Below are 16,035 nucleotides of genomic sequence, written 5' to 3'. Positions count from 1 at the left end.
GTCCGGCTCACCCCGTCCACGGTCGCGGCCCGTACCGCTGCTCCCGCTGTCATCATGACTGCTCCCCCGCCCGCAGCTCGGTGGCGATCTGGCGCCGGCCGGCGACCAGCGTCTCCACCACCACCCCGAGGCCGACCAGCAGGGCCAGGCCCGCGGTGGGCAGCAGCACCGGCATCAGCACGGGGGTGATGACCTCCCCGACCTCGGCGCCGACCAGCGTCGAGATGTCGAAGGCACCGCCCAGCAGGGCGACCGCCGCCACCGCGACCAGTCCGCCGCCGACGGCCGCCGTCAGGGTCTGCGGCAGCGCCTCGGTGATGATCAGCGCCAGCCCCTGGCGGGGCCGCAGACCCATGGTGCGCAGCCGGGCGAGCAGCGCCGTGCGGTCGGGCGCGGCCCGGAACAGCGTCAGCAGCACGGCGAGCAGGGCGAAGCCCGCGCCGGCGGCGGCCGCGTACCAGAACAGCCGCCCGGCGGCGTGCTGCAGCGGGTCGTCGGCGAGCTCGGCGGTGGTCTCCCGGCTGCTGTGCACCGTGTATCCCGCGGGCAGGCCGTGGGTGGCCTTGCCGACGGCCGCGGCGCCGTCCGCGATCAGCTTGGCCAGACCGACCGGACGGGCCCCGCTGTTGTCCCGCAGGGCCGTCCTGACCCCTTCGGGGTCGACATCGCCGACGGCGAACCACTCGTTCACCCGCTTGGCATCCGGCAGTCGCTCCCAGGCGGGGCCAGCGGGAACGACGACGAACGGCTTGCCCGGATCCGGCAGCGCGGGGGTGACGCCGACGGTCCCGGCGACGGTGAGGCGCAGGTCGTTGCCGTTGGGCGTGCGCACCTGGGAAGACCCTGCGGCCAGGCGCTTGGCCAGGTCGGGGCTGACCAGCGCGGGCACCGGGGTGTCCCGGCCGCCGGACGTCCCGGCCAGCTTCGCCGGATCGAACTCGCCGACCCCGAGGGTCCGGGCGATCTCCGCGTACGCCGCCGGATCGACCACCATCACCAGGTAGGCCTCGGTGTAGTCCTGGTCGGCGCCGAGGACGCGGGCCTTGGGCTCGACCCAGGCCGCGGTCGAGGCCCGGACGCCCGGCAGGGCGCCGGCGGCCTCGGTGAACGACTCGGTCAGGGCGGCGTAGCCCGGGAGGGAGACGCCGATGTCCCCGCCCGTGGCGATGCGCGCGGCGCGGGTCCGCACCTGATCGACGGTGTCGAGCACGGTGGCGCCGAAGCCGGTCGTGGTGACGGCGATCAGCAGGGCGAGCAGTGGCAGCACGGAGGGCTTGCGGCGGCCCGAGCTGTCGCGGGCGGCCCGGGCCAGGCCGAGGAAGCCGATCAGGCCACGGCCCCGGCCGGCGAGGGCGGCGAGCCGGCCGACCGCCACCGGCTCGATCCTGGCCAGCAGCAGACCGCCGGTGACGGCGAGCAGGAGCGGGGCGGCGACCAGCAGCGGATCCAGTCCGGAGCCGGTGCCGACGCCCCGGCGCCGGACCTCCGCCACGGCCACGGCAGTGACCGCCAGGACGGTGAGTTCGCCGACCAGTCGGCGCCGGCCGCCGGCCGCCCGCCGGCGTGCCCACAGCAGGGCCGCACGGGCCGGGAAGGCCAGCAGCGCGATCAGGGTCGCGACCAGGGCCGCCAGCACCGAGCGGTCCCACCGGGGGGTGGGCAGCAGCACCAGGGCGAGGGCCGTGCCGAGCGCGGCGGCGGGCAGGACGGTGACCGCGACCTCGCCGATCAGCCGCCCCAGCACCCCGGTGCGGGAGCCGCCGCGGGCCTGGAGCAACCGGATCTCGGCGGTGCGCCGGTCGGTGGTGAGCGCGGCGGCCAGGAACAGCACCACGGTGGCGACGCCCGCTACGCCGGCCGGGCCGATGGCGCTGAGCGGCAGCGAGGCCTGGTAGCGCTCGTCCGCCCGGATGAGGATGCCGGGCAGGTCCGAGCTGGTGTGCAGGTCCGCGCGCCCGGTCGCCCCGGCCAGGGCAGTGGCGTCGTGCCCGGTCAGGAAGGAGCCGATGACGCTGCGGGTGCGGTCGAGCCGGTCGGCGTGCAGCGAGGCGGGGTCGACGGGCAGCCGCCAGAAGTTCTCGGCGTTCGAACCCCAGCGGGCCATCGCGGGCAGGCTGCCGCCGTCGACGAACCCGCTGGTCATCCAGTGCTCGTGCTCGGGGTCGGTCCGCAGGCAGGCGCGGGCCGGGCAGCCGAGGTCGTCCCAGAACGGGTCCTGGGGGTCGTTGACCTGGTAGAGGCCGACCACCACGGTGGTCCGCCTGGCGCCTGAGCCCTCGACGCCGTTGTCGATGACGTCACCGAGCTCGATGTGGATGGTCTCGGCGGCCTTCTTGCTGATCACGATCGGCAGCGGACCGCCGACGGCGCCGGGGCTCGGCCAGGTGCCGTCGGTGAGGGTGGCCCGGGCGGCCAGGTCGTGCAGGTAGAGCAGGCCGAGGACCGGGTCGGTCCGCTTTTCCGCGATCCGGACGTACTCCGGATTGCCCATGCCGCGGTCGCCCAGGGCGCGGGCGCCGTAGGCCTGGCCCGGCTGGGTCAGCGCCAGCTGTCGGCCGACCTTCTCGGCGAGCTGCCGCTGCACCCGGTCGAGTTCGACGGCGTTGTCCTCCTCCCGGGTCTTGGAGGTGGTCTGCAGGCTGGTCGCGTTGAGGCCCTTCTGGCTGACGAAGTCCTGGAGCGCCGCGTCCGCTCCCCGGTCCGTGACGCGGGGGAAGGCCGCCGCCAGGAAGACGGTGACGAAGGCGAGCGCCGCCATGAGCAGCGCGGCCGGCGGGCTCGCCCGCAGCCTGGTGCGGACCCAGCGCGCGGGGCGGTGGGCGGTGTCGGCGGTGGGCACACGGGTGCCGGCCTGGGTGGTCACATCTCCTCCACGTGGCGCAGCCGGTTGGCCACGTCTCGACGGCGGCGTCCGGTGAGGAAGGCCGACAGCAGTGGCGCGACGGCGATCGCGGCCGCGAACAGCAGAGCCCGGCCGAGGGGGAGCTCGACCAGCGCCTCGGGCATCGGTGGGCGGGCGGCGGGCGTCAGGACGACGAACGGGACGATCAAGTGGACGAGCAGGGCGCCGAGGGCGAGCCCGGCCGTCCCGCCGAGTCCGACCAGCAGCGCCTGTTCGGCCGCGACGGTGCGGGTCACCTGCTTGCGCGGCGCGCCCAGGGCGAGCAGCAGTGCGGCGTCCCGGGCGCGCTCGTGGGCGGAGCCGGCCACGGCGGCGACGAAGCCGATCGCGGCGAGCAGGGCGGTGACGAGCGCGATGGCCATCAGCGCGTTCTGCGGGGCGGCGCCCACCGGGTCGCTGAGCATTCCTTCGGCGACCTCGTCGTAGAGCTGGACGTCCTGGGAGCCCGGGGCGGCCCGCAGGGCGGCGGCCAGCTCGGCCGGAGCGCGGTCGCCCGGTCCCGTGGCGGGCAGCCACCACTCGGTGCGGCTGGGCAGGGTGCGGCCCTGGGCGGCCAGCAGCCGCGCGGTGGTGGCCAGGTCGACGACCAGTGCGTCGCGACCGGTCGCCGGCACGGCCCGGACCGCCCCGGTGATCCTGACCTGGACGACGGCCCCGGCGAACGGCACCCGGACGACGTCGCCGACCGAGGCTCCGACGAGCTTCAGGTAGTCCCGGGTGGCGACGCCGGTCACGACGCTCGGCACCTCTGCTCCCACGATGCCCAGGACGGCCCGCAGGGGGACCCTCGACGATACGTAGTCGACGGTGAACAGCCGCCCGTCGTCGGCCGGTTCGGCCTGCACGGTGACCGGCGGCGCGGCCCCGGGCTTGAGGGCCGGCCCGTCGACCGCGTCCCCCTTCCAGGAGAGGCCGGCCGGCACCGGGACGTCGGTCGCGGGGCCGTCCGCGCTGTCCGAGACGCCCAGCCGACCGACGGTCACCTCGCCCACGACCCGGTCGCTGAAGGAGACGGTCGCCCCGACCAGGGTCAGCGGTGCGGCGACGGAGCCCACCGGGGCGTCGACCAGCGTGCTCAGCGGGGCCGAGGCGCGCTGCTCGCCGCTGACCGGGAGAGCGGTGAACGGGGCCTTGTGGACATAACCGAAGCGGTCCCGCAGCAGGAGCGTCACCTCCGGCGGGGACGGGACCGGCGGGTGCGGGTCGTTGCCGTCGAACACCTGCCGGATGACCAGGTCGGCGTCGATCCGCAGCGGGCGTCCGGGCAGCGTGACGCCGGCCTTCGCACCGGTGGGCGCCGGCTGGGCGAGCGTGCCGAACGCCTTCGCCCGGTCGACCCCGCCGAGCAGGTCGTCGCGGAACGGGACGCGGTCGGCGAGGGCGGCGGTGTCCACCGCGAGCACCTGCCCGTTGCCGTTCGGCAGCACCTGGTCCTCGCGGTCCACCGGGATCAGCCGGTCGCCGCCGGGTAGTGCGCCGTAGCGGCCGCTCTGGCCCATCAACGCGGTGTGCGAGGCGGAGATGCGCAGTCCGCCGGCCGTGTCGAAGGAGGCCTGGTCGTACTGGGAGGCGGTCCAGGTGGCGTGCTGGCCGAGCGCGAGCACCCCGGTGGCCACGGCCATCACCAGCAGCAGCACGGGCCCGGTGGCCCGGGCGGGCTGACGGGCCAGCTGCCAGCCGACCATGGCGGGGCCGAGGCCGCGGCCCCGGGCGGCGACCCGGGCGCCCAGCCGGGCGACCAGCGGCAACAGGCGCAGCACCACCAGGGTCCCCGCGCACAGCGCCAGGGTCGGGGTGGCGACCAGCAGCGGGTCGACGCCGAGCCGGCCGGAGGAGTCGGTGGACAGTCCGCCGCCGTACTGGTCGAGTTGCTGGTAGGCGAGCACGGCAAGGGCGAGCACCGCGAGGTCCCCGCCGTTACGGGCGACGCCGGACACCACCGCCTGGCGGCGGCCGGCCCTGCGGCGCAGCGCGGCGCCGGCGCCCCGCAGCAGGCTGGGCAGGCTGGCCAGCGCGATGCAGAGGAGGGCGCAGACCACGGCCACCGGCCAGAGCGTCCAGCTCAGTCGGGTGTCCAGGGCGACCTGGTGGGTACGGCCGAGGCCGGCCAGGACGCGGACCAGGAACGGCGTGAGCAGGGGGGCGAACACCGCCGCCGGGAGGGCGAGCAGCACCGACTCCAGGGCGGTGAAGCCGCCGAGCCGGGTGCCGGAGGCGCCGCGGGCGGCGAGCAGTTCGTTCTCCCGCTCCTGGCGGGTCGAGATCAGCCGGACGACCAGCAGCAGGGCCGCCGTGGCGAGCACGGCGAGTTGCAGGGCTCCGATCAGCAGGGTGGACCGGGCGACCATCAGACTGGACGTCAATTCGTGGACGACGTCCTGAAGTTCGGTGCTGGCGGCGAGGCTGGAGGTATTCCGCAGGCCGTCGGCCAGGGGCTGGGCCCGGCCACCGATGGCCTCGGCCGTGTGCTGGTCGACGCCCGCGAAGTCGGCGTCGAGCAGCCAGCCGCGGCTGCTTTGCAGCAGGCCACCCGCCGCGAAGGCGCTCTGGTCGACCATCATCGGTCCGTAGGTGGTGAACCCGCGGATCTCGACCTCGTGGCCGCCGACCGGGTCGATGTGCCAGTACGCGGCGAACGGGTCGACGGCCCGGTAGGTGCCGGTGACCCGGACGGTGAGCGGCGCGCCGTCGAGCCGGTCGGTGAGCTGGACGTCCGCGGGCAGTGCCCGGCCGGTGAGCCCGAGTCGGGCCAGCATGGTCTGCGGGACGGCGACCTGCGGTGCTGCGGAGCGGACGGGCCCGGTGACGGCGCCCGGCCAGGCGCCGGAGACCAGGCCGACCCGGGTGCGGTCGAGATCGGCGAGCACCGTCAGGTCGGCCCTGGCGGTGCCGCTCTGACCGCCCGCCGGAGCCCCGGCCGCCGCGGCGTCGCCGCCCGGCAGGCCGTAGGAGCGGCTGCGGAGCAGGCTGTCGGTGTGGACGGGCAGATCACCGAAGAGCTTCTGCCGGTAGGAGGCGAGGGCCTCCTCGTCCTTCTGCCGCTGGTCGAGGCCGTGTTCGGCGGTCACCACCACGGCGGTCCGGGCGTGGCCCGGCCCCTGGAGCGCCTGCCGCAGGCCGGCCTGGCCGACGCCGCTGTTGAAGGTCACCAGGGCGGTCAGCACCGCCGTGGTGACCAGTACCGTCAGCAGGACGGCAGCAGCCAGCGGCAGTCGCCCGCGCAGCCTGCGCACGACGAAGCCGAGCATCAAGTTCCTCCCCCGGTTCGCGTCCCCGGTCGCATCCCGGTCCCACCCGTCGATCCGGTCCGGGCACGTGGGCCACGGACGGACACCCCACGGGCGCACCGGCGCAGTGATCACCGACATTCGGTCGCCGGATAGCGGACGATGCTGTCAGATTCGATCCGGGAACGGAAGGGACTTGCGCGAATCGCGTGAGGAATGAGCAAATTCCTTATATTGGCCTCGGCTCCACCGGGGACAATCCATGGAAATGCCATGCGCACTTCACGGTCCGGGCCGCCTCGCACCCCTTTTCACCAGGGGACTCCTCTTTCAGGAATTCTCCGCCCGGGATGTTGAACCGAAGAATCCGCCACATCCGTTCACCCGGACGCGACCGGGCCCCTCCGGCACTCGTCCACGCGGACAGAAATAGACATGTCGGAATTCACCGACACGGTGGACAGATGACAGATGCCGATTGGGCAGTGCCGGCGGACGCGGGTGCGTCCGCCGTGCGAGGTTCTCGACGAGGAGAGCACCTGACGGCTGCCCACGGCCCCGCGCCCCGGGAGGCCCGCGGAGGGCACTCTCCGGGCACCTGGGAGCGAAAAGGCTGCCGACCGGTGAAAACCAGTGAGCACGGTTTTCGCAGGTCAGCCAGCCAGCGGCGGGTTCAGCCGGGCGAAGGCCTCCTGGCGCCGATAGGGGAAGTACGGGTACGGCGCGGTGCGGGCGCTCGCCGCGTCCAGCCGGGCGACCTGCTCGTCGGTCAGCGACCAGCCGACCGCGCCGAGGTTCTGCCGCAGCTGCTCCTCGTTGCGGGCGCCGATGATGACCGAGGAGACGGTCGGGCGGCGCAGCAGCCAGTTGATCGCGATCTGCGGGATGCTGCGGCCGGTCTCGGCGGCGATCTCGTCGAGCACGTCGACCACCTGGTACAGCAGCTCGTCCTCGACCGGCGGGCCGTAGTCGGCGGTGTCGTGCAGGCGACTGCCGGCCGGGAGCGGCCGGCCGCGCCGGATCCGGCCGGTGAGGCGGCCCCAGCCGAGCGGGCTCCAGACCAGGGCGCCGACGCCCTCCTCCTGGGCGAGCGGCATGAGCTCCCACTCGTAGTCGCGGCCGACCAGCGAGTAGTAGACCTGGTGGGCGGCGTAGCGGGGGCGGCCGTAGCGCTCGGAGACGGCCAGGGACTTCATCAGCTGCCAGCCGGAGAAGTTGGAGACGCCGGTGTAGCGGATCTTGCCGGCCCGGACCAGGTCGTCCAGGGTGGCCAGCACCTCCTCGATCGGGGTGCCGGCGTCGAAGGCGTGGAGCTGGAAGAGGTCGAGGTAGTCGGTGTCGAGGCGGCGCAGCGCGTCGTCAACGGCCTTGGTGAGGCGGGCCCGGGAGGTGCCGGCGTCCTGCGGGCCGTCGCCGGTGGGCAGGCCGGCCTTGGTGGAGACGAGCACCTGGTCGCGACGGCCGCGGATGGCCTGGCCGAGGACCTCCTCGGAGGCGCCGTCGGAGTAGACGTCGGCGGTGTCGAACAGGGTGACTCCGGCGTCGATGGCGATGTCGAGCAGGCGGCGGGCCTCCTGGACGTCGGTGGTGCCCCAGGCGCCGAACAGCGGTCCGCGGCCGCCGAAGGTGCCGGTGCCGAGGCTGAGCGCGGGGACCTTGAGTCCGGACGAGCCGAGTCGGCGGTATTCCATGGCGGTTTCCATGACAGCTCTCCCCTCGGAACCCCTTAACGGGATTCCCATTCCGTTAGGATGGTCCAACCCTAACAGGGTGCGCCGACCTAATGGAACAGGAATCCCGTTAATGGCTGTCGAGCCCCCCACGCCGGACACTCCGGAGACCCCCGCCCCCGGGACGGCCACCCCTGGAACGGCCACCCCCGGGACGGTCCGCCCAGGCGGCCGTACCGCCCGGGTCCGCGCCGCCGTCCTGCGGGCCGCCGAGGACGCCCTGGTCGAGCACGGCTTCAGCGGCCTCGACCTCGGCGACGTCGCCCAGCGGGCCGAGGTCGGCCGGACCACCGTCTACCGCCGCTGGGGCACCACCTCCGCGCTGGTCGCCGACCTGCTCACGGACATGGCCGAACAGTCGCTGCCGCGCACCCGCACCGGTTCCCTCGCCGAGGACCTGCGGGCCAACGCCCGGCTCGTCCAGCGCACGCTCGCCGACCCCCGACAGGGGGCGCTGTTCCGCGCGGTGATCGTGGCCGCCACCTGCGACCCGGGCGCCGCCGAGGCCCTGCGGCGCTTCTACCTGCGTCGGGTCGAGGAGTGGGCGCCGTGCGTCACCGAGGCCGTCGAGCGCGGCGAACTCCCTTCCGACACCGATGAGTTCGAGGCGGTCCGAGCCGTCTCCGCACCCCTCTACCACCGGATGCTCACCACCGCCGAGCCCCTCGACGAGGCCGCCGCGGACCGCGCCGCAGCCGCCGCCGAGGCCGCCGCCCGAGCGGGGGCGTACCGACGCTAGGGCTTGTCCGACCATTCCCGCCGCGCGCTGATGCGACGCGAATGGTCAGAGAAGCCCTGGAACGCGAACGGCCGCACAGCGTACGAACGCTGTGCGGCCGGCGACGGGAGCGGTCTAGAAGAAGCTGTCGTCGTCGCCCTCGTAGTAGTTGTTCACGACCACCTCGGGCGCGTCGTCGCTGAACGCCTCGTTGAGCAGCGCGCCACCGACCAGGCCGGCCGCGCCCGCGCCGATCAGGGCGCCGGTGCCGAAGCGGCGGCCGCCCTGGGCGGGCTGGCCCTGGCCCGGCACCTGCGGGTACCCCTGCTGGACCGGCTGTGGGTAGCCGGCCTGCGGCGGGGTGTAGAACGGCGGCACGGTGGTCTGCACCCGCTGGGCGCAGGCGGCGCAGGCCTCGATCTGGCGCGGCACGCCCCACTGCGGCGACCACAGCACCGCCGTCGAGCCGAGGCCGTGCGAGGGGTCGAAGAAACACGTCACCGGGGAACTCCCTGCTACTGGCCGGGTCATCGGGACAGCGGGCGGCGCGGCGGGCAAAGCCCGCACGGCGGCCGCGATGGGGGCCGGGGCCGCGGCGGGCGCCGGCTGCAGGACGTCCACGCCGAAGTCACCGGCGATGCCCGCGAGCCCCGACGCGTACCCCTGCCCGACGGCCCGGAACTTCCAGTCCGTGCCGTGCCGGTAGAGCTCGCCGAACACCATCGCCGTCTCGCTGCCGGACTCCGACACCACGTCGTACCGGGCCACCTCGACGCCGCCGTCCGGGTCGGCGAGCCGGACGTACGCGCCCCGGACCTGCCCGAAGCTCTGGCGCCGCTGCGCCGCGTCGTAGATCGCCACCGCGAAGACGATCTTCTCCACCCCGGCGGCGACGTCCGCGAGCCGGACGTCGATCTGCTCCTGGTCACCGCCGTCGGCGCTGCCGCCCTGGTGGCGGACCGAGCCGTCCGGGCTCTGCAGGTTGTTGAAGAAGACGAAGTGCTGGTCCGAGACGACCTTCCCGGAGGCGTCGCAGAGCAGCGCGCTGGCGTCCAGGTCGTACCCGGCGCCGACCGTCCAGCCGAGGCCGACCCGGACGACCCGCACCCCGGGGGCCTGCTTACCCAGGGAGACGTTGCCGCCCTTCGTCAGGGCCACACTCATGGGACTTCCTCCACAACCGTCCGAATACCGCTGCTTGCGCCGTTCGACCACGACAACGCTGTAGAACTCACGCCGGTTCCCGACCGCGATCTCAGTACCGGACGGGAAGTTCCAGCAGGCCACGGGCCCTCAGAGTCGGGCGGTGGCGCAGCTGCTCGGCCGGTACGTCCAGGGCGAGGTCGGGGAAGCGGCGCAGCAGCACGGTCAGCGCGACAGCGGTCTCCATCCGGGCCAGCGGCGCGCCCAGGCAGTAGTGGATGCCGTGACCGAGGGCGAGATGGCCGTTCTCGCGGCGGCGCAGGTCGAGCCGGTCGGGGTCGGTGAACTGCTCGGGGTCCCGGTTGGCGGAGGCGAGGGCGAGCAGCACGGTCTCGCCGGCCGGGACGGTGACGTCGCCGATGGTGACGTCCTCGCGCGGGAAGCGGCGGATGGCCAGCGGCGCGGGGCCGTCGAAGCGGGCGAACTCCTCGACGGCGCCGGCGATGAGCTCCGGTTCGTCGCGCAGGGCGGCGAGCTGCTCGGGGTGGGTGAGCAGCGCGAGGACGGCGTTGGTGATGAGGTGGACGGTGTTCTCGTAGCCGGCGAAGAGGATGAGGAAGGCGAGGGACGTCAGTTCGTCCTCGCTGAGCCGGTCCTGTTCGTCGCGGACGGCGATCAGGTCGGAGAGCAGGTCGTCGCCCGGCTCGGTGCGCTTGCGGTCGATCAGGCCGGTGAAGAAGCCGAGCATCGCCTTGACGGCGGCGCGGGCCTCCTCGGGGCGCGAGGGGTCCGGGGTGATCAGCGTGTCGGTCCAGGCCCGGAAGTCGTGCCGGTCGTCCTCGGGGACGCCGAGCAGGTCGCAGATGACGGTGATCGGCAGGGGCGCGGCGTAGGCGGCGAGCAGGTCGGTGCGGCCCAGGGGTGCCACGGTGTCGAGCAGTCGCTCGGCGACGCGCTCGATCGGCCCACGCAGGGCGCTGATCCGGCGCGGGGTGAAGGCCTGGACGACGAGGCGGCGGATGCGGGTGTGGTCGGGCGGGTCCATGTTCAGCAGGTTGGCGTCCAGCGCGGGCGGCAGCGCGAAGCCCCGGTAGTTGCCGGGCGCGGCGTGCGCCTTGTCGAGGGCCAGCCGGGGGTCGGCGAGGGCCTGGCGCACGTCCGGGTAGCGGGTCACCAGCCAGACGGGCAGTCCGTCCGGTCCGACGACCCGGTGGACGGGCGCATCGGCGCGCAGCTGGGTGTAGCCGCCGTAGGGGTCGGCGATCAGGGCCTTCATGCTCAGGTCACGGGGTGTCACCTGGTCAGCCTACGGGTACGGCGACGCCCTCTGGCGGGGCGTCAGCCCCCGAACCTATTGTCAGGTGACATGACATCATTGCGCCGCGTCGCGCCCCTGGCCGCCACCCTCGCCGGCACGCTCGCCGCCCTGCTCGCCCCGGTCACCGCCCAGGCCGCCCAGGGCGGCTGCCCGACCGTCGGCACGGCGCCGGTGGACGCCGAACAGGCCCGGCTCCAGGACCAGCGGACGGCCGCCTTCACCGAACGCTCCGGCCTGCGCGACCTGCTCCGGGGCTTCCCCGCCGCCCTGTGCGCCGCCCGGGACGCCGGCCAGGCGGAACGGGTCGCGGACCGGTGGGGGCGGGCGCTCTGGCAGGCCGGGGTGGACCGCGCCCAGGGCCGACGCCCGGGCGGCGAACTGCCCGCCCGCGACGACCGCCCGCTGTACTGGACCAGGCTCGCCATGACCGTCCAACTGGCCCGCTGGCAGCCCGGGTTCGAGGTCGACCCGACCGCCCTGCGGGCCCGCTTCGAGGACGCCTCCCGAGGCCTCGACGACGGCTTCACCGCCGCCCCGGGGGTCCGGCGGATCTTCGTCAGCGGCTTCGACCCGTACGGCCTCGACACCGAACCGCGCCGCGCCAACCCCTCCGGCGCGGCCGTCCTGCACCTGCACGGTCGGCGGATCACCCTCGCCGACGGCAGCCCGGCCGAGGTCCGGGCCGTCCTCCTGCCGGTCCGCTACGGCGACTTCGACGACGGGATCGTCGAGCGCGCCTTCGGCCCGCACCTCGTCCCCGGCCGGCAGGCCGCGGACCTGATCACCAGCATCAGCCAGGGCTACCCGGGCCTGTTCACCCTGGAGGCCTGGGCCGGGCGGGCCCGCTCCGCCGACCCGGCCACCGACAACACCGGCACGCTCTCCGGCGGCACCCGGGAGCACCCGGTCACCGCCCCGGGCCTGGGCGACGGCCCGGAGTTCATCCGCACCACCCTGCCGACCGACGCCATGACGGCCGTCCAGCAGCCCTACCCCGTCCGCCTCAACACCACCGTCACCGAGATCCCCGAGGGCGCCGTCCTGCCCGTCGACCGCGAGGACGGGCCGACCCCCGGCTCCCGCGCGGTCTCCGGAGGCGGCGGCGGGTACCTCTCCAACGAGGTCGCCTACCGCTCCAACCGCCTCCGCCTCGACCTCGCCCCCGACCTCCCCGGCGGCCACCTGCACACCCCCGTCCTCACCGGCCTGCCCGCGCAACCGGACCGCCTCACCGCCCCGGAGTTCGAGCGGAACGAGGCCGCCATCGCCGACCAGGTCCGCGAGATCCTGCGTCACGCCCGGTTCTGACCCCGAGTCCCGGGGCCGCGCGCACGGCGGCACCTACGCCCGGTCGGCGTAGCGCGTGCCGGCCGCGCGGTCCCGGGACTCGGCGATCTGCGTGTACGCGGCCGCCCGGTCCGCCCAGTGCGAGCCCACCACCGACTTGCCGTGCTCCAGGTCCTTGTAGACCTGGAAGAAGTGGGTGATCTCCAGCAGGTCGAGCCTGCGCAGGTCCTCGATGTCGCACAGGTCGGCGTAGCGCGGGTCGTGGGCGGGGACGCACAACACCTTCTGGTCCGGCCCGCGTTCGTCCCGCATCACCCACATGCCGACCGCCCGGCAGGTGAGCACGCACCCCGGCACGGCCGGTTCCCCGCCGAGCACCAGCGCGTCCAGCGGCTCCCCGTCGCCGGCCAGGGTGCCCTCGACGTAGCCGTAGTCCGCGGGGTACCGGGTGGCGGTGAACAGGGTGCGGTCGAGGCGGATCCGGCCCACCGCGAAATCCATCACGTACTTGTTCCGCGACCCCTGCGGGGTCTCGATCATCACCTCGAACTCCACCGCGGCCTCCTCCTCGGCTCCTGGGGAGATTGTCCGTCGTCCAGGCCGTCCGGGCACCCTCCGCAAACGCCCTCCGCGGCCCGGTGGCGTCCGTTAGCATCCGGATCATGGGGAGTTGGCGTGTCACGGTCCGGAACCACCATCGACGGGGCGGCGGGCGGCCGCAGGGGCGCCCGGAGGGGCCGCTGGCCCGGCGGGACGACCTGCAGCTGCACGGCCGGGACGGCGAGATCAGCTGCGTCGACGAAGCGGGCCGGGTCCGCTGGCGGCACGCCTGCGCGGGGCGCCCGAACGCGGCCCACCTCTCCTCCGGCCGGGTGCTGGTCACCACCGACTCCTTCGAGTACACCGCCTGGGGCCACCTCGGCCCGGCCCTGCTGCTGAACCTCGACGACGGCGCCCTGGTCGCCGAGCTGCGCGGCGAGCGCGGCGCGGCCCTGGGCGGCGGCCGCTTCGTGCTCGGCCTGGAGGGCTACGGCGGCTTCGACACCTGGGCGTACGACCCGGACGGCGCCCTGGTCGACTCCTGGCGCAGCTACGGCCACTACGTGGTCGGCAGCGGCCTGCGCGTGGTCGAGACCGACCGCCGCCGGCCCACCGGGAGCCGGGTGGTGCGGCTGCTGCCCGGCGGCGGGATCGAGCACGGCCCGCTGCTCACCGACCCGCAGGCCCCCGCGCCGGTGGTGCTGGCCGACGGCACCGTCCTGGTGCTGGACGCGGGAGTGCTGCGCGCCGTCGGGCGCGACCTGGACGACACCGTGCTCGTCGAGTTGCTCCCCCTGGCCGACGAGGACCTGCACCGGTTCACCGGCACGCTGCGCCGTACGGCCGACGGCCTGGCCGTGACACTCGTGGAGCGCCATCCGACCCGGATGGGCCGGTACACCACCCACCGCTGGGCCCTCGGCCTGGAGGCACCGCGCTGAGGCGCGCCTGACGGCTCGCCGCATACCCGGGCTCCCGGGGCGGTTCCCGGGTTCCCGGGACCGTTCCCGGACGACGGGCCGGACGGCGCGGCCTGTTCACCGCGCCGCCGTCACCGCGTCCCGGTCACGGCACCCCGGGCCGCCGCGCCCCGGTCACCGCACCACGGGCAGCTCCACGTACGACGGGCGGGCGCCGCCGTGCCCGATCCGGTAGCTCGCCCGGCCGTCGGCCGGGAGCAGCTGGAAGGAGTCGGGGTCGGCGGCGGCGACGGTGAGCCGGATCCGCTCGCCGGCCCGGAACAGCACCGCGACGGGCTGCAGGTCGATGGTGACCTGCTGAGCCCGGCCCTGCGGGAAGGGCGTCGCGTCGGTGGCCGCGTGCGGCCCGCAATCGGAATGTCCTATTCCGGCGTGCCGACCTGGGCTCTTTCCCGCTGTCTCATTCAGAGGCCATCGCATTCCGTCTCACGATCTTGTCCCCTGGTATGGCCGAGCGGAATCTCCGCGAGGTTCTCCCAGGTGATGGTCTTGGCCGTGTCGTCAGCAGTGACGTCGACGAGGTGAACTGTCGATGTGGGAGAGATGCGCGGCCGAGGCCGACTCGGCGTACGCGTCGGTGGATCTGGTGGAATTGCTCCGGGGCACCTCGGCTGTGGCGTACGACTCGGTTAGGTGCAGGACGCCGGCGTCGTAGGACGTGGCGTCGGCTCCTCGCACGATCTCGAAAGCCCTTGTGATGGCGGTGCGCAGGGAATTCAGAGGTGCGTCTGGACCGAGGTCGAAGATGATGCCGGTGCCGTACGGGAGAGGGCTGCCTACTGTGATCGTGAAGGGGGCAGCACCCGATCTGGATGTCGTTGACCAGCAAGGACGATGAGATTGCTCAGGACTACCGACTTTCCAAGCCTTAACCGTAATTTGATTGCGAATCACCATTTTGAGTGCCGTAGGGGATGAAAAGCCACGCTAGGCCGGTGGCTCAGCTATCAATTGTGCTGCCAACTCCACGCAACTCCTCGGAGTCACCATGAAGTTCCCCCGCTGGGCTGTCACCACCACCCTGGGATCCGCCTGCCGGCTCACCGGCGTGCAGGCCACCACCGTCTCCGGCCGCGGAGCCGGAGAGGACATCGTGCAACCGAACACTTCGAGGTCGTGGACCCGCCGAGTCGCGGCTGCCACGATGGCCCTGGGGCTCGTGGGGGCGCCGCTGTTTGCGGCCGCCCCGGCGACGGCCGCCACGACCGGCACCCTGTTGTACTCCACGGACAACGGAGCAACCTGGTCGTCCAACCCCACTGTCCCCCCTGGCACCACGGTGCTGGTGCGCGCCTGGTACAACAACTCCGACCCGGTCGGGCACGCGGGCGCGCAGGTGTCCACGACGCTCCCGCCCGGCTTCACCCTGGCGCCCAACTCCACCATGGTGTGCCTGAACCCGACGACTCCTGCCGGCTCCGAGGCCACACCCACCCTGACCGAAGCCGACGGCAGGACCTCCTCCCTGGTGTGCAACACCGATACGGGGCAGTCCGGCGCGATCAACGAGGCCGCCGTCTGGACCGGCTCGACGCTCACGATCTCCCCGACGGCAGGCCTGTTCGGCCAGCCCGTCGGTGCGACCAGCGGTGTCATGGAGTTCGGCAAAAAGCGCTACTTCAACATGAACAACTGCGACCGCCAGCTCTCCGCCAACGGCCCGCAGCTCATGACGAGCATCACGGCGCCGGGCCTCGGTCCCTTTGTTGCGGGGTCGAACGTCTCGAACTCGGCGGATACGGTGCCGACCTGCCCCGCCGCCCCCGGCTGGCCGATCAACTTGCAAGGCACCCAGGCGCTTGACCTGCTCGGGCGGCGCTACATCAACATGAACAACTGCGACCGCCAGCTCTTCGCCAACGGCCCGCAGCTCACCACGAGCATCACGGCGCCGAGCCTCGGCCCGTACACGGCGGGCACGAACACGAAGAACACCATCGACACGGCGCCGACCTGCCCCGCCGCCCCCGGCTGGCCCGTCAACATCTCCGGGACCCAGCCACTGGACATGCTCGGGAACCGCTACCTGAATCTGAACAACTGCGTGCGTCAGATCGCCGGCACCGGCAACGGCCCGCAGCTCACCACGACCATCACGGCGCCGAGCCTCGGCCCGTACACGGCGGGCACGAACACGAAGAACACCATCGACACGGCGCCGACCTGCCCCGCCGCCCCCGGCTGGCCCGT

General features: G+C 73.7%; 10 protein-coding genes and 1 pseudogene. 4 read left to right on the top strand and 7 right to left on the bottom strand.

All coding sequences use genetic code 11. The annotated features are described in order from the left end of the window. Positions 1–52: 52 nt before the first annotated feature. The 3 genes from ACIO5E_RS10460 to ACIO5E_RS10450 all read right to left on the bottom strand — a co-directional run bounded on the left by ACIO5E_RS10460 (position 53) and on the right by ACIO5E_RS10450 (position 7,820). Positions 53–2,863, bottom strand: coding sequence for a hypothetical protein (locus ACIO5E_RS10460; protein WP_400665754.1), 2,811 nt, complete (start codon positions 2,861–2,863; stop codon positions 53–55). Further along, positions 2,860–6,150 carry an FtsX-like permease family protein gene (locus ACIO5E_RS10455; protein WP_400665752.1) on the bottom strand — a complete coding sequence of 1,097 codons (3,291 nt, stop codon included), beginning with the start codon at positions 6,148–6,150 and terminating at the stop codon, positions 2,860–2,862. The genes ACIO5E_RS10460 and ACIO5E_RS10455 overlap by 4 nt, the downstream gene beginning before the upstream one ends. A 632-nt stretch (positions 6,151–6,782) precedes the next feature. Next, positions 6,783–7,820 carry an aldo/keto reductase gene (locus tag ACIO5E_RS10450; RefSeq protein ID WP_280681592.1) on the bottom strand — a complete coding sequence of 346 codons (1,038 nt, stop codon included), beginning with the start codon at positions 7,818–7,820 and terminating at the stop codon, positions 6,783–6,785. Between the two features lie 112 nt (positions 7,821–7,932). On the opposite strand from ACIO5E_RS10450, the gene ACIO5E_RS10445 reads away from it, so the two are divergent. Continuing rightward, positions 7,933–8,598 carry a TetR/AcrR family transcriptional regulator gene (locus tag ACIO5E_RS10445; RefSeq protein ID WP_400665750.1) on the top strand — a complete coding sequence of 222 codons (666 nt, stop codon included), beginning with the start codon at positions 7,933–7,935 and terminating at the stop codon, positions 8,596–8,598. A 591-nt stretch (positions 8,599–9,189) separates the two neighbouring features. On the opposite strand, the pseudogene ACIO5E_RS10440 reads toward ACIO5E_RS10445, so the two are convergent. After that, positions 9,190–9,741, bottom strand: a pseudogene (locus ACIO5E_RS10440) (TerD family protein); the annotation flags it as partial. 91 nt (positions 9,742–9,832) lie between these two features. Then, positions 9,833–10,996, bottom strand: coding sequence for a cytochrome P450 (locus ACIO5E_RS10435; RefSeq protein WP_400666253.1), 1,164 nt, complete (start codon positions 10,994–10,996; stop codon positions 9,833–9,835). Positions 10,997–11,086: 90 nt separating this feature from the next. On the opposite strand from ACIO5E_RS10435, the gene ACIO5E_RS10430 reads away from it, so the two are divergent. Continuing rightward, complete coding sequence (locus ACIO5E_RS10430; protein ID WP_400665748.1) at positions 11,087–12,346, top strand: pyroglutamyl peptidase; 1,260 nt, start codon at positions 11,087–11,089, stop codon at positions 12,344–12,346. Positions 12,347–12,379: 33 nt separating this feature from the next. Here the strand turns inward: ACIO5E_RS10430 and ACIO5E_RS10425 are convergent, their stop codons facing one another. After that, complete coding sequence (locus ACIO5E_RS10425; RefSeq protein ID WP_400665746.1) at positions 12,380–12,880, bottom strand: inorganic diphosphatase; 501 nt, start codon at positions 12,878–12,880, stop codon at positions 12,380–12,382. A 107-nt stretch (positions 12,881–12,987) separates the two neighbouring features. Between ACIO5E_RS10425 and ACIO5E_RS10420 the strand changes: the two genes are divergently transcribed. Next, a complete protein-coding gene (locus ACIO5E_RS10420; RefSeq protein ID WP_400665744.1) occupies positions 12,988–13,806 on the top strand; it encodes a hypothetical protein in 819 nt (272 codons plus the stop codon). A 153-nt stretch (positions 13,807–13,959) separates the two neighbouring features. Here the strand turns inward: ACIO5E_RS10420 and ACIO5E_RS10415 are convergent, their stop codons facing one another. After that, the gene (locus ACIO5E_RS10415) at positions 13,960–14,265 is read right to left on the bottom strand and encodes a CocE/NonD family hydrolase C-terminal non-catalytic domain-containing protein (RefSeq protein WP_400665742.1); all 306 of its coding nucleotides are present in this window, start codon (positions 14,263–14,265) and stop codon (positions 13,960–13,962) included. Positions 14,266–14,893: 628 nt separating this feature from the next. On the opposite strand from ACIO5E_RS10415, the gene ACIO5E_RS10410 reads away from it, so the two are divergent. Further along, a partial coding sequence (locus tag ACIO5E_RS10410) for a hypothetical protein (protein WP_400665740.1) occupies positions 14,894–16,035 on the top strand: 1,142 nt, incomplete at its 3' end.

The sequence above is a fragment of the Kitasatospora sp. NPDC087314 genome (assembly GCF_044744365.1).
Lineage (GTDB): Bacteria > Actinomycetota > Actinomycetes > Streptomycetales > Streptomycetaceae > Kitasatospora.
The sequence above is the reverse complement of the archived record's forward strand: the minus strand, read 5'-3'. Positions and strand labels throughout refer to the sequence as shown.

Coding starts and splice junctions, on each gene's coding strand:
- ACIO5E_RS10455 (WP_400665752.1), bottom strand. CDS start 6,150: ATGCTCGGCTTCGTCGTGCGCAGGCTGCGCGGGCGACTGCCGCTGGCT.
- ACIO5E_RS10450 (WP_280681592.1), bottom strand. CDS start 7,820: ATGGAATACCGCCGACTCGGCTCGTCCGGACTCAAGGTCCCCGCGCTC.
- ACIO5E_RS10445 (WP_400665750.1), top strand. CDS start 7,933: ATGGCTGTCGAGCCCCCCACGCCGGACACTCCGGAGACCCCCGCCCCC.
- ACIO5E_RS10435 (WP_400666253.1), bottom strand. CDS start 10,996: ATGAAGGCCCTGATCGCCGACCCCTACGGCGGCTACACCCAGCTGCGC.
- ACIO5E_RS10430 (WP_400665748.1), top strand. CDS start 11,087: ATGACATCATTGCGCCGCGTCGCGCCCCTGGCCGCCACCCTCGCCGGC.
- ACIO5E_RS10420 (WP_400665744.1), top strand. CDS start 12,988: ATGGGGAGTTGGCGTGTCACGGTCCGGAACCACCATCGACGGGGCGGC.
- ACIO5E_RS10415 (WP_400665742.1), bottom strand. CDS start 14,265: ATGCGATGGCCTCTGAATGAGACAGCGGGAAAGAGCCCAGGTCGGCAC.